The sequence below is a fragment of the Cupriavidus lacunae genome (assembly GCF_003353055.1).
Classification (GTDB): domain Bacteria; phylum Pseudomonadota; class Gammaproteobacteria; order Burkholderiales; family Burkholderiaceae; genus Cupriavidus; species Cupriavidus lacunae.
This window is the reverse complement of record NZ_QKWJ01000037.1, coordinates 13,735-26,132: the sequence shown is the minus strand read 5'-3', so window position 1 is coordinate 26,132 and position 12,398 is coordinate 13,735. Positions and strand designations below refer to the sequence as shown.

11 protein-coding genes and 2 pseudogenes are annotated in these 12,398 nt (G+C 64.9%); 8 read left to right on the top strand and 5 right to left on the bottom strand.

Annotated elements, in window-relative coordinates:
• Window positions 1-62 precede the first annotated feature (62 nt).
• The gene (locus DN412_RS24820; RefSeq protein WP_115214010.1) at window positions 63-2,357 is read right to left on the bottom strand and encodes a patatin-like phospholipase family protein; all 2,295 of its coding nucleotides are present in this window, start codon (window positions 2,355-2,357) and stop codon (window positions 63-65) included.
• 39 nt (window positions 2,358-2,396) lie between these two features.
• Complete coding sequence (gene ppk2 / locus DN412_RS24815; RefSeq protein ID WP_115214009.1) at window positions 2,397-3,215, bottom strand: polyphosphate kinase 2; 819 nt, start codon at window positions 3,213-3,215, stop codon at window positions 2,397-2,399.
• 167 nt (window positions 3,216-3,382) lie between these two features.
• Between ppk2 and DN412_RS24810 the strand changes: the two genes are divergently transcribed.
• From DN412_RS24810 to DN412_RS24785, 6 genes are all read left to right on the top strand, one after another.
• Window positions 3,383-3,652, top strand: a complete 270-nt coding sequence (locus DN412_RS24810) for a hypothetical protein (RefSeq protein ID WP_244222773.1) — start codon at window positions 3,383-3,385, stop codon at window positions 3,650-3,652.
• A gap of 62 nt (window positions 3,653-3,714) precedes the next feature.
• Window positions 3,715-4,878, top strand: coding sequence for an AI-2E family transporter (locus DN412_RS24805; protein ID WP_115214007.1), 1,164 nt, complete (start codon window positions 3,715-3,717; stop codon window positions 4,876-4,878).
• A gap of 2 nt (window positions 4,879-4,880) precedes the next feature.
• Window positions 4,881-6,443 carry an efflux transporter outer membrane subunit gene (locus DN412_RS24800; protein WP_115214006.1) on the top strand — a complete coding sequence of 521 codons (1,563 nt, stop codon included), beginning with the start codon at window positions 4,881-4,883 and terminating at the stop codon, window positions 6,441-6,443.
• A complete protein-coding gene (locus DN412_RS24795) occupies window positions 6,436-7,557 on the top strand; it encodes an HlyD family secretion protein (protein ID WP_115214005.1) in 1,122 nt (373 codons plus the stop codon). The genes DN412_RS24800 and DN412_RS24795 overlap by 8 nt, the downstream gene beginning before the upstream one ends.
• Window positions 7,547-8,599 carry a DUF2955 domain-containing protein gene (locus tag DN412_RS24790; RefSeq protein ID WP_115214004.1) on the top strand — a complete coding sequence of 351 codons (1,053 nt, stop codon included), beginning with the start codon at window positions 7,547-7,549 and terminating at the stop codon, window positions 8,597-8,599. Before DN412_RS24795 ends, DN412_RS24790 begins: the two co-directional genes overlap by 11 nt.
• A gap of 10 nt (window positions 8,600-8,609) precedes the next feature.
• Complete coding sequence (locus DN412_RS24785; RefSeq protein WP_115214003.1) at window positions 8,610-9,059, top strand: potassium channel family protein; 450 nt, start codon at window positions 8,610-8,612, stop codon at window positions 9,057-9,059.
• Window positions 9,060-9,063: 4 nt separating this feature from the next.
• Here the strand turns inward: DN412_RS24785 and DN412_RS24780 are convergent, their stop codons facing one another.
• Window positions 9,064-9,348 carry a hypothetical protein gene (locus DN412_RS24780; RefSeq protein WP_161564040.1) on the bottom strand — a complete coding sequence of 95 codons (285 nt, stop codon included), beginning with the start codon at window positions 9,346-9,348 and terminating at the stop codon, window positions 9,064-9,066.
• A pseudogene (locus DN412_RS24775) lies at window positions 9,278-9,816 on the bottom strand (IS5 family transposase); the annotation flags it as partial. The gene DN412_RS24780 and the pseudogene DN412_RS24775, both read right to left, overlap by 71 nt.
• A 101-nt stretch (window positions 9,817-9,917) precedes the next feature.
• Between DN412_RS24775 and DN412_RS24770 the strand changes: the two are divergent.
• Window positions 9,918-10,493: pseudogene (locus DN412_RS24770) on the top strand (oxidoreductase); the annotation flags it as partial.
• 147 nt (window positions 10,494-10,640) lie between these two features.
• On the opposite strand, the gene DN412_RS24765 reads toward DN412_RS24770, so the two are convergent.
• Entirely contained in the window at window positions 10,641-11,186 is a 546-nt protein-coding gene (locus DN412_RS24765) for an Lrp/AsnC family transcriptional regulator (protein WP_167471125.1), read from the bottom strand.
• Between the two features lie 186 nt (window positions 11,187-11,372).
• Here DN412_RS24765 and DN412_RS24760 point away from each other — a divergent pair, with 186 nt between their 5' ends.
• On the top strand, window positions 11,373-12,389 hold the full coding sequence (locus DN412_RS24760) for a 1-aminocyclopropane-1-carboxylate deaminase (protein ID WP_115214001.1): 1,017 nt from the start codon (window positions 11,373-11,375) through the stop codon (window positions 12,387-12,389).
• Window positions 12,390-12,398 lie beyond the last annotated feature (9 nt).

Here is a 12,398-nt window from a genome sequence, read left to right as displayed (position 1 = left end):
GCAGCATTGCATTGTCTGGGGGCGGCCACGCTGATCGCCATCGCGTGGCCGGCGCATGGCGCTCAGGGCTTTCCCAGGAACAGGTAGAAGCCGTAGTGGCCCGCGGCCGCGCGGCCGTACGCCACGTAGAGCGGGCCGATCGGCGAGTCGATCGCCACGAATACCGACCCCGACTTGAGCCAGCCGGTGGGGTTGCCCGGCACCAGCGGGCCGCCCATGCGCCCCAGTTCGAGCGAAAACCCGCCATAGACGCCTTCGAGCAGCGACTGCCGCGCCACCTTGTTGTAGTAGACGGCGCGCACGAACTGCAGATTCTGGCCGAGCAACTGGCCGGTGCTGTAGCCCGATTGCTGCAGGAAGCCGCCCCACTGGAACAGGTCGTAGTTCGGCAGCGGATCGCCGCCGATGTTCGTGCCCGCGCGGAAGCCGAGGTTCAGGGTATGCCGGCCGCTCGACCACGCATACGTGCCCGACCCCTCGGCCTTGGTATAGGTCTGGTCCGCGCCGAGCTCCGGACGCGACGCATAGATGTTGACCCCTCCCGCGTAGCCCTCGCGCGGGAAAATCGCACTGTCGAGCTGGTCGATCAGGAAGCGGCTCGTGAACGCGCCACGCTGCACCGACGTAACGGGTGGGACCAGGAACTGCGGCCCGGTGCTCAGCGCGATGTTCTGGTGCCCGAACACCACGCCGGCGCGCAGCTCGCCGTACTTCGTAAACTGCGTACCGACGTCGAAGCCGAAGTCGTAGCGCCTGAAGTCGTAGGTGGCGATGCGTGAGGTGTCCTGGAAGACGTTCTGCCGGCGGCGCTCCAGTTCGATGCGCGGCGCCACGAACAGCGACTGGTTGGCATTGACCGGCTGGTACAGCTCGCTAGTCAGGCGGCTGGTCTGCCCGACCTGTACATCGGTACGCCATTCCGCGCCATACGAATTGAGCCAGGTCCGGCGATAGCTCGCCAGCAGGTTGAAGTATGTATCGCCACGGAAATCGGTGCTCAGGCCCAGGCCGAAGCGCACATAGTTGGGCCCATACGATTTCTCGATGGCATCGACGGACAGCACGCGCTTGCCGGGCTCCTCGAGGATGCGGTAGTCGACATGCTCGAAATCGCCCGTGCCGAATATCCGGCTCAGGTCGTCGTCGAGCCGCTGCTCGTTCAGTGGTTCCCCAGGTTTGGTCTGAATGCTCGATGTGATGAACTCCCGATTCACACGCTCCATCGGTGCGATGCGGACTTCATCGACGGGCCGGCTATCGGCCGGCGGTAGCATCAACTGCCGTTTGCGCAACATCGCATACTGTTCGGGCGGGAGAGACAGCGCGGCAAGCCGTGCCTCCACCTTCTGCGCCGCGGCTTCGCCGATTGGAATCGTCTTGGACAGATGATCGAAATCGCCCGCCGAGAAATCGCCGAGCTCGGGCTCGATCAGGATGTCGTTTGGTCCGAGCATGGCCAGCGCTTTGCGCACGTTCTGCTCGGTCAGGATATTGAGCATCTGCATCGTGACGCTGAGTGCCGACTTCAGCGACTCGCGGGGCATCAGGGACGTACCGAGGTTGACGGCAATGATGATGTCCGCGCCCATTGCATGGGCCACGTCGACAGGCAGGTTGTTGACGAGCCCGCCATCGACCAGCATCTTGCCCTCATACTCCACCGGGGCGATGACGCCGGGCACGGACATGCTGGCCCGCATCGCGCGCACCAGTTCTCCCTCGCTGAACACCACCGCGGTGCCTGTGACGAGGTCCGTGGCGACGGCGCGGTACGGAATGGGCAGCTTATCGAAGTTCCGGTACCCGGGTGCGCCAGCCAGTTCACGCAGCACCTTTTCCAGTTGCACGCCCGTGAACGCGCCCTTGGGCAGCAGCAGCTCGCCACCCTTGACGCCGATCTCAGGCGTGACCAGGTTGGAGCGGTCTTCCTCCTTGCGGCGGCTGGACAGGTTCTGGCGCGGCGGCCGCTCCCTGAACAGCGCACTGGCCGACAGGCCGCCAACGATCTTCTCCATCTCGTCCGGCTCGATGCCGGTGGCATAGGCGGCACCAACCAGCGACCCCATGCTGGTGCCTGCGATGCAGTCGATCGGCACGCGCAGCGATTCCAGCACCTTCAGTACGCCGATATGCGCGGCGCCGCGCGCGCCGCCGCCCGACAGCACCAGGCAGATGCGAGGGCGTCCGCCCGGTGTAGGCGTGGGTGTTGGGACCCCGGATTGCGACGGTGCCGACGCGGCGGGAAGAGGCGGACCGGATGCGCCCCCGGTACCGGGCGGCACATCGTCAAGCGCGAAGACCAGTGATGGACTCAGGGCTGTCGCGACGACCAGCGCCCGCAAGGTACGAAGCAGCATGGCACGGCAAGCCCTCAGGCCAAAGGTGGCTCTCCCCGGTCAGAACTTCTCCGGGATGTATCGGTACGGGTAATCAGGTTCCTTGTATGAGCCGGGCTTTTGCCTGTCCGGAAGCGTGACCTTCTTGCGGGCAATGCGCTGGTACGGGATGGCGCCGAGCAGATGGCTGATGACATTGAGCCGAGCGCGCCGCTTGCAATCCGATCTCACGACGTTCCAGGGCGCGAAGTCTGTATCGGACGCCGCAAACATCGCGTCCCGCGCACGGGAATAGTCATACCAGCGGCCGTAGGACTTCAGATCCATGTCCGTCAGCTTCCAGGTCTTGCGCCCGTCAAGGATGCGCTGCTCCAGGCGGCGCGTCTGTTCTTCGGGGCTGACTTCGAGCCAGTACTTGATGAGTTGGACATTGGAGCCGACGATGGCGCGCTCCACGAGCGGCGCCGCGCGCAGGAATAACTCGACCTGTTCGTCGTCGCAGAACTTCATCACGCGTTCCACGCCGGCGCGGTTGTACCAGCTCCGGTCGAAGATCACGATCTCGCCGGCGGCGGGCAGGTGAGGGATGTACCGTTGCAGGTACATCTGGCTCTTCTCGCGATCGGTCGGCGCGGGGAGGGCGATCACGCGAAACACGCGCGGACTCACCCGCTCGGTAATGGCCTTGATGACGCCGCCCTTTCCGGCGCCGTCGCGTCCCTCAAAGACGATGCAAACCTTGGCGCCGGTGGCCTTGACCCAGTCCTGCAGTTGCACCAGTTCCGCATGCAGCGGACGGAGGGCTTTTTCGTACGCCTTGGAGTCCAGGTCCTTCACTGCGTCGACATCTTCATGCGCTCGTCGCGAGTCTTTTGCCATGTTCCTTCCTCCCTGCCGTGGACCCACCTTGCTCAAGTATCAATCTCGGATACCGGCCCGGCCTTTGACAAGGGACTTTGGTCCAATGCCTGCCCGATGGTTGGCCCAAGGACCAATTGCATTGCGCACGGGGTTGGATGACTCTTTTACTAGGAGCGTACTCAACCATGTACAGGACGGGATACTGGCTGATCGTCATCGGCTTCTGGTCGGCCCTTGCCGGGGTGTTCCTGTGCGACCCCGTGGGAAGCCTGCCCGAGCATGTCAACCTGTTTAGCTTCGCCCTCCACGGCCTGGAGATCCACCTGTTCCAGACATCCGGGGCGCTGCAACGCTACCTTGTGACAGTCCTCGCAAGAGACTGGCTGTTCGGCTGCATCGTCATCACGCCGGTCGGCGCGATCCTGTTTGCCGTTGGCCGGCGGCGCGGGCCCTAGTTCGTGTGAAATAGTGCGCCGCGGGGAGCGCTGCACAAGAATCATCCGAAAGGAGGCTGCCGATGCCGCAAGTACGATTCACGATCCCTACGCTCTCCCGTACGCTGATCGACATATTCATTCGCTTCGGCCTGATCTCGTTGCTCGCCGTCTCCTGCTTCCAGATCTTCAAGCCGTTCATGAGCCTGATCCTGTGGTCGATGATCCTGGCCATCACGCTCTACCCGCTGCAGACACGCCTGCGCGGCAAGGTGTTCGATAGCGAGGGCCGTACCGCCACGCTGATCGTCTTCCTGGTCATCTGCGTCATTCTCGTGCCGTCGTGCATGCTTGGGGTCGCCTTGATCGATTCGGTCGAGCATGCGATGGACATCGCCCGCAGCGGGCGCTTCCAGATCCCGCCGCCGGCCGAGTCGGTAATGGGCTGGCCGTTGATCGGCCAGCGGCTCTACGACTTCTGGATGCTCGCTGCCACGGACTTCACCTCCCTGGCCGAAAAGCTCGCCCCGCAGATCAAGATTGTGGTGGTGGCGCTACTCGGTACCGCGCGTGGCGTGGGCGTCGGGTTGCTGATCTTCGTGGCGGCGCTGATCGTGGCGGGCATCTTCATGGCCTATGGCGAACTCGGCACCCGCAGCGCGATACAGATTGCCTCGCGCATCTCGGGGCCGGAGAGAGGCCCGCGCATCACCGCGCTGTGCACCGCAACCGTACGCGCGGTGGCCCAGGGCGTGGTAGGCATCGCGTTCATCCAGATGCTGCTGATCGGCATCGCGTTCGTCGTCAAGGCGGTGCCGGGCGCGGGCCTGCTGGCGCTCGCGGTGCTGCTGCTCGGCATCATGCAGTTGCCGGCCACGCTGATCACGATCCCCGTGATCCTGTTCGTGTTCGCGACGGAGAGCGTGAGCGTCAGCAGTGTCGTCTTCGCGATCTATGTCTTTATCGCCGGACTGGCGGACAACGTACTCAAGCCGATGCTGCTGGGCCGCGGTGTGGACGTGCCGATGCCGGTGGTGCTGATCGGTGCGCTGGGCGGCATGGTCAGTGGCGGAGTGATCGGACTGTTCATCGGGCCTGTCGTGCTGGCGGTGGGCTACCAGCTTTTCTGGCAGTGGGTGGAAGACGCGCAGCAGGCCGTCGAGGGAGTGGAGGCCATTGAAACCGTCGAGATTGCCGAGCCCACCGGGACAGAAGCGCGCAGCGATACCCGTCCCGCTGGCGGATAACGATGTCGCCCCAGGCCCGTGTACTCCGTTCCTGGATGCTGACCGCGACGATGCTGGGCGGCTGCGCGCGCGTGGGGCCCGATTTTCAGCCGCAGCATGAGGCGTGGAGCGGGCAGTGGAGCAGCGAAGCGATCGGGCGGGCCAGCGAACAGCGCGCGCAGCCGGACTTGCGCCAGTGGTGGCAGGTCTTCGGCGACCCCGTGCTCGAACGCCTGATTGCCGAGTCCAATGCCAACGACGCCGGCGTACGGATCGCGGGCCTGCGCGTGATGGAGGCGCGGGCGCAGCTCGGCATGGCGCTGGCCGGCCGCTATCCGCAGATGCAGCAGGCCAGCGCGGACGCCATGTATGTGCACAGCCGCCAGTCGGGGCCCACCGCCCAGACCAGCCGTGTCTGGGAATACAGCGCCGGAGTCGATATCGGCTGGGAGCTCGATTTCTGGGGGCGCTTTGCACGGGCGATCGAGTCCGCCGATGCGGCGTACTTCGCGGCGCAGGCCAATCGCGAGGACGTGCTGGTGCTGCTGCATGCCCAGCTCGCGCAGACCTACTACGCCCTGCGCACGGCGGAGGCCCGCGTACGCATCGCACGCGAGAACGCGCGCCTGCAGAAGCGCAGCTACGAGATCACCGAGCGGCTGTTCAAGGCGGGGGAGAGCGATGAGCTAGATCTGCAGCAGGCCAAGACGCAGTACTTCGGCACGTTGAGCAGCATCCCTGAGCTGGAGCGGCAGATCGCGCTGTCGCGCAACGCCGTGGCGATCCTGCTGGGCCGGCCGCCCGGTCCGGTGCCAGAGTTGCTCGGCGCGCCCGAAAAGGAAGGCGTGCTGCCACGGATCGATCGCGCCATCCTGCAGGACGTGCCGGCCAACCTGCTGCTGCGCAGGCCCGACATCCGCGCTGCGGAGTTTCAGATCGCCGCGCAGTCGGCCCAGATCGGGGTGGCGAAGGCCGACCTGTATCCATCGCTGACGCTGGTCGGCAGCATCGGCTGGTCCGCCAGTTCGCTGCCGGGCACTCAGAACGGCCTGCTGCTGGTCGGCGGGCCGAGCTTGCGCTGGAACATCTTCGACTATGGCCGCATTCACAACAACGTGCGCGTGCAGGATGCACGGCTGCAGCAATTGATCATCGCCTATCAGAACGATGTGCGCGTGGCTGCGCGCCAGGCGGACGACGCCGCGAGCGGCCTGATCAAGGCGCTCGAGCGCGAGGAGATCCTGCGGGAAGCCGCGCATTCGGCGGAACGCTCGCTGACGCTTGCCAATGCGCTGTTCCGCGAGGGCTACTCCGATTTTCAGCGCGTGCTCGACGCCCAGCGCGCGCTGTTCGCACAGCAAGATGCCTATCTGGTCAACCGCAGCAACGCGGTCAGCTATCTGATCGACCTGTACAAGGCGCTGGGCGGCGGCTGGTACACCGAGCAGCCAACGGTCGACGCGGCCACCCGCGAGCAGATGCGGCAGCGCACCGACTGGGGAGACCTGCTGACCGAGCCCCCGCGCACGCCGACCTCGCCCTTCAACGCCACCGCCATGCCGGCGCGAGCGAGCGGCCATGAGTGATGCGAACGCACCGGAACCGGCCTCGCCAGGCCCGGCGGCGGCCAGTGATACATCGGGCAAAGGCGTGCGCTGGGTGGTCGTCCTGATCGTGCTGAGCCTGGCCTGGTATCTGCTGGCCGATCGCTTCACGCCCTACACGCAGCAGGCGCGCGTGCAGGCATTCGTGATCCCGGTGGCATCCGAGGTGTCGGGCCGCGTGACCCAGGTGCTGGTGCGCAACAACCAGAACGTGGAGTCCGGCACCGTGCTGTTCGAGGTCGATCCGCAGCAGTACCGCATCGCACTGGACCGAGCCCGCGCCGATCTCGAATCGACCCGCCGCCAGATCGGCGCGAATACCGCAGGCATCGATGCAGCGCAGGAGTCATTGCACGCGGCGCAGGCGAACGAAGTCAAGGCACGTCAGGACAGCGAGCGGCTCGAACGTCTCTATCGCGAAGACCCCGGCACGGTATCCGTGCGACGGCTCGAGGTGGCCCGTGCCACGCACACGCAGGCCATCAGCCAGGTCGGCGCGGCCCGAGCCGAGGTCGAGCGCGCAAAAGAGCAGCAGGGCGGCAGCGACGAGAGCAACGCCAAGCTGCGCAGCGCGGCCGCGGCCGTTGAGAAAGCGGAACTCGACCTGTCCAACGCGAAGGTCCGGGCACGCACCGCCGGCCTGATTACCGACCTGCAAACGGAGGCCGGACGTTATGCCGCGGCCGGCAGCCCGGTGATGACGCTAATTGCGATCCATGACGTGTGGATTACCGCCGACCTTACCGAAAACAACCTGGGCCATTTGGAGCCGGGCACGCCCGTCGCCATCGTGCTCGATGCCTTGCCGGGCAAGGTGCTGGAAGGCAGGGTCCGCAGCATCGGCTACGGCGTGAGCGCGGGCCAGAGCCCACCGCCGGGCAGCCTGCCGACGGTACAGAACAGCCGGGACTGGCTGCGGCCGGCGCAACGCTTCCCGGTGATCGTCGATATCGACCGGGGGCAGTTTGCGACACTGCGTGGCGTCCGCATCGGCGGACAGGCCGAGGTGATGGCGTTCCCGACGTCCGGCAATCCCCTTAATCCGCCGGGGCGCCTGTTTATCCGCCTGATGAGCTGGCTGTCGTATGTCTACTGACGCCGCCATGTCCGCCGCAGCCGCCGCGCGTTGCCGCCGGGCGCTGCGGCTGGCCGTCGGCACCTCGCTCTGCCTGGCGATCAGCTTTGGCCTCCAGTGGCCGATTCCGATGGTGGCGCCGGTGCTCGCCGTGTTCCTGTTCGCTTCCGTGGATCGCCCGATGCCTGCGAAAGCCGGGCTGACCCTGGCGTTGCTCGTGATCGCGACCACCGGCAGCGGGCTGTTGCTGATCCCCTTCCTGCGTCATGCGCCGCTGAGTGGCGTGCTGATGACCGCGCTCGGCATGTTTCTGGCGTTCCGCTATGGCCTGCGCGGCGGCAACGGGCTCGTGTCGACGTTCCTCGTGGCGGGCATCGCGCTGATCTCGGTGGCCGGCACCGCGGAGATGGCGCTGGCCATCAGCGTGATCGGCGCGCTGGCAAGGGGCCTGTTGCTCGGTGTGGTGGCGCTCGGTGTCTGTCATTGGCTGATCCCGGACCGCGGCAAGGCCGCGCCTGCGCCCAAGCCACCCGCGACGGCTGCCATCGACGCGGACTGGATGGCATGGCGCGCGACGCTGGTGGTCATGCCGGCATTCCTGCTTGCGCTGACCGATCCGGCCGGCTACCTGCCGATCGTCATGAAGGCGGTCAGCCTGGGCCGGCAAAGCTGCACGACCGCGCGCGGCGCCGCGGCAGAGCTACTGGGGTCCACGCTGCTGGGTGGGCTGCTGGCCATCCTCTTCTGGTTCGCGCTTGGCCTGTTCGTCCATCTGTGGATGTTTTTCCTCTGGACGATGCTGTTCGCGCTGGTCGTCGCCCGCAGGCTCTTTGCCGTCCTGCCGACACGCGCAACGCCGGGCTTCTGGCTCAACAGCCTGGTAACCATGATCATCCTGCTCGGGCAATCGGTCGAAGACAGCGCGGCGGGCAAGGATGTCTACCATGCCTTCGCCATCCGGATGGGGTTGTTTATCGGCGTATCGCTGTACGCCGTCTTCATGCTGCGATGGATCGACCGGCGCCGGAATCGGGCCACGGCGTTGGCGCGGACAACGACCTGAGGAGGCCGCCATGCCCATGCACCTGCTGATCGCTGCACCCGTCATGCTGGTATGCCTGGTACTGCAAGTCGTGGTGGTGGCAATCTGCCTGCGCCGCTATGCGCGATACCGCAGGCGCTGGGAAGTGCGCGAGTCGCTATGGGTGGACATCGCGCTGCTGACGGGGGTCATGTTGCTGACGCTGCTCTGCAACTTCGCGCAGATCGGCATCTGGGCTGCGCTGTTCCTGATGCTGGGCGAGTTCAAGACTTTCATGCCGGCGCTCTATCACTCGGGCGTCAACTTCGCCACGCTTGGCTATGGGGATATCGTCATGTCCGAGCGCTGGCGCATGCTGGGGCCGATCGAGGCGGCCAACGGCATCCTGATGTTCGGCATGTCGACGTCGCTGATGACCGCCGCAGTGCTCGATGTCATCAAGAGCAATATGGCCAGGCTGTCCGAGGAATCGCGGACGTGACGCCTTATTTGCAGTTGGCGAGATATGCGTCCTCCAGCGACCGGCGGGACTTGTCGCGCTCGATCTTCGGCACGGCGCGCCCCTGCGCATTCTGTGTGGCGGCGCCTGGCGAACGATAGGCACGCGGGGCGTGCGCGGCCGCGTTGCACTGATCCTTCAGCGCCTCGCATTTCGCGCGCCGGGCTTCCTCCGGGCTGGGATCGCTGAACAGGATCGGGGAATGCTTCGTGAATATCAGCCAGACGCTCGAAGCGAATGCGCAGACGACGGAAATTGTGGAGCCATGCATGAGTGCGTTCGACCACCCAGCGAAACTTGCCAAGACCGCTGCCGTGTTCGGTTCGGTGCTTCGCGATCACTGGCTTGATGCCGCGCTCGCGAAGTCGCTGACGATGCGGTTCGGAATCGTAGCCGCGATCGGCGAAGATGATTTTGGGCTTCTGAAGTGGTCGACCACGCACGCCGCGAATCGGTGGAATCGCGTCAACGAGTGGCCGCAGTTGGGTGACATCGTTGCGGTTCGCGCCGGTCAGGAGCGCGCAGACGGGGACTCCATTCGCATCGACGAGGATGTGATGCTTGGAACCTGGTCGCGAGCGATCCTTGGGGTTCGGATCCGTTTTTCGCCCGCCCCAACAGCTCGCACCGACGACGAATCGACGGCCGCACGTGAGAAATCGAGTTGGCCGGCCTCGCGCAGCTTCGCGAGCAGCAACTCGTGTAGTCGGACCCAGACGCCCGCCTTCTGCCAGTCGCGGCCGTTTGCCCCGCTTTATTGAGAAGTTACTCGATACCCAGGCCAAACCTGGGTTCGCAAACTGTCGTAAATTGCACCAAAATCAAAGCCACCCAAATGGGAATGGCTACCTGTTCGACCAGTTCCTGCAGGACGGCAGCAACAAGCGCACGGACAGCTACGGAGGTTCGTTCGAGAACCGCGCGCGCTTCCTGCTCGAAGCTACACGCGCGGTGATTTCTGTCTGGGGAAGCGACAAGGTTGCGGTGCGCCTGGGCCCGAGCGGTTCGTTCGGGGACATGGCCGACAGCAATCCGGAAGGCCTGTTCACCTACGTTGCCACCGAGCTGGGCAAGCTCGATCTCGCCTACCTGCATCTGATTGAGCCGCGCGTGCGGGGCAATGTCGAGGACGACACCAGGGACCCGAACCCTGTGGCCGCGAAGCTGATCCGCTCGATCTACCCCGGGACGATCATCGCCGCTGGCGGTTTCAAGGCCGACACCGCGGAAGCGATCATCGCGGCAGGCGACGCCAACCTGGTTGCATTTGGCCGCGACTTTATCTCGAACCCTGACCTGCCCGAACGACTGCGCCGCAAGGCGCCGCTGAATCCGTACGATCGTGAGACGTTCTTCGGCGGTACGGACATCGGCTATGTCGACTATCCGTTCTACGACCAACGCGTTGCCGCTTGATCAGTCGTTGCGGAAGGCCTCGCGCTTACGCGCGAGGCTTACGCGTGGCGCGTGGCGGCGGCGACCTTGATTTCGACCACGGGCTCGGGTCGTGCCAGCGGGACTACCGACATGTCGTTGACTTGCCACTCCGCTGCGGCAAGTCCATCAGATTGGAAACTGCGTCGTCGATAGCACCTGCTTGAGCACCATGAACGACCGGATCTGCCTGACGCCCGGCAGGTAGAGCAATTGTTCCGCGTGGAGGCGGTTGAAGCTCTCGCTATCTCTTGTGCGCACCAGCATGAAGTAATCGAATTCGCCGGTCACGACATGGCACTCCATGCAGCCGGATACCTTTTGCGCGGCGGACTCGAACAGCGCGAAGGATTCTGGCGTGGAGCGATCCAGCACCACGCCGATCATCACAAGCATTCCCGCATCCAGTGCCGAGGGGTTGAGCAGCGCCACGATGCCGCGGATCAGCCCCATTTCCTTGAGCCGTTCGACGCGCCTCAGGCAGGCGGGCGGGCTCAGGTTGACCTTTGCGGCCAAGGCCACGTTGGAGATCGATGCGTCCTGCTGCAGGGCTCGCAGGATCGCCTTGTCGGCGCGATCGAGCGATTCCACATGGGGTGTGGATGGCAGCGTTTGCGACCCGGCCTGAACTGGTGCATCGCGGGCGGATTTGGTGCGAAATTTTGTTTCTTTCATTTGGTCTGGCAAAGAATTTTAGACGGCTTTCGTGTTTGGCGACTTATTAATAGTGTTCAAAAGCACGCTTCTTTGCAAGCACGTTTCGTGGCTTTTTTCCTAGGATAGAGTCCGTCGCCGCATCGTTTGGCCTTGCTGAGAGGCACACCGATGACGGGATAACACCCTAACCCTGGAGTTGCCACCATGAATCTCAAGCGTTTCGCGCGTTACCCCCTGACATTCGGCCCTACGCCCATCCAGCCGCTAAAGCGCCTCTCTGCCCACCTTGGCGGCAAGGTCGAGCTGTACGCCAAGCGTGAGGACTGCAACAGTGGCCTGGCCTTCGGTGGCAACAAGACCCGCAAGCTCGAATACCTGATCCCGGACGCGCTCGCGCAAGGCTGCGACACGCTGGTCTCGATCGGCGGCATCCAGTCGAACCAGACGCGCCAGGTGGCCGCCGTGGCCGCGCACCTGGGACTCAAGTGCGTGCTCGTCCAGGAAAACTGGGTCAATTACTCCGATGCGGTCTATGACCGGGTCGGCAACATCCAGATGTCCCGGATGATGGGCGCCGACGTGCGCCTGGTGGCTGACGGCTTCGACATCGGCATCCGCAAGAGCTGGGAAGAGGCCATGGAGAGCGTGCGCAAGGAGGGTGGCAAGCCGTATCCGATCCCGGCCGGCTGCTCGGAGCATCCGCTGGGCGGCCTGGGCTTCGTCGGCTTTGCCGAGGAAGTGCGCGCGCAGGAGGCCGAACTGGGCTTCAAGTTCGACTACATCGTCGTATGCTCGGTCACGGGCAGCACGCAGGCGGGCATGGTGGTGGGGTTTGCCGCCGACGGCCGGGCTGATCGCGTGATCGGCATCGATGCCTCCGCCAAGCCCGCCCAGACCCGCGCGCAGATCCTGCGCATCGCCAAGCACACGGCGGGGCTGGTGGAGCTGGACCGCGACATCGTCGACGCCGACGTGGTGCTCGACGAGCGCTATGGCGGCCCCGAATATGGCCTGCCGTCCGAAGGCACGCTCGAGGCCATCCGCCTGAGCGCCAAGTACGAAGGCATGATGACCGACCCGGTCTACGAGGGGAAATCGATGCAGGGCATGATCGACATGGTCCGGCGCGGCGAATTCCCCGAAGGCTCCCGCGTGCTGTATGCCCATCTCGGCGGCGCACCGGCGCTGAACGCCTACAGCTTCCTGTTCCGCAACGGCTGACCGACGCAC

Bases quoted from the DNA above. Each gene is read 5' to 3' on its own strand.
- DN412_RS24810 (WP_244222773.1), top strand. From the start codon at position 3,383: ATGTACAGGACGGGATACTGGCTGATCGTCATCGGCTTCTGGTCGGCC.
- DN412_RS24820 (WP_115214010.1), bottom strand. From the start codon at position 2,357: ATGCTGCTTCGTACCTTGCGGGCGCTGGTCGTCGCGACAGCCCTGAGT.
- DN412_RS24780 (WP_161564040.1), bottom strand. From the start codon at position 9,348: ATGCATGGCTCCACAATTTCCGTCGTCTGCGCATTCGCTTCGAGCGTC.
- ppk2 (WP_115214009.1), bottom strand. From the start codon at position 3,215: ATGGCAAAAGACTCGCGACGAGCGCATGAAGATGTCGACGCAGTGAAG.
- DN412_RS24760 (WP_115214001.1), top strand. From the start codon at position 11,373: ATGAATCTCAAGCGTTTCGCGCGTTACCCCCTGACATTCGGCCCTACG.
- DN412_RS24790 (WP_115214004.1), top strand. From the start codon at position 7,547: ATGTCTACTGACGCCGCCATGTCCGCCGCAGCCGCCGCGCGTTGCCGC.
- DN412_RS24765 (WP_167471125.1), bottom strand. From the start codon at position 11,186: ATGAAAGAAACAAAATTTCGCACCAAATCCGCCCGCGATGCACCAGTT.
- DN412_RS24800 (WP_115214006.1), top strand. From the start codon at position 4,881: ATGTCGCCCCAGGCCCGTGTACTCCGTTCCTGGATGCTGACCGCGACG.
- DN412_RS24785 (WP_115214003.1), top strand. From the start codon at position 8,610: ATGCCCATGCACCTGCTGATCGCTGCACCCGTCATGCTGGTATGCCTG.
- DN412_RS24795 (WP_115214005.1), top strand. From the start codon at position 6,436: ATGAGTGATGCGAACGCACCGGAACCGGCCTCGCCAGGCCCGGCGGCG.
- DN412_RS24805 (WP_115214007.1), top strand. From the start codon at position 3,715: ATGCCGCAAGTACGATTCACGATCCCTACGCTCTCCCGTACGCTGATC.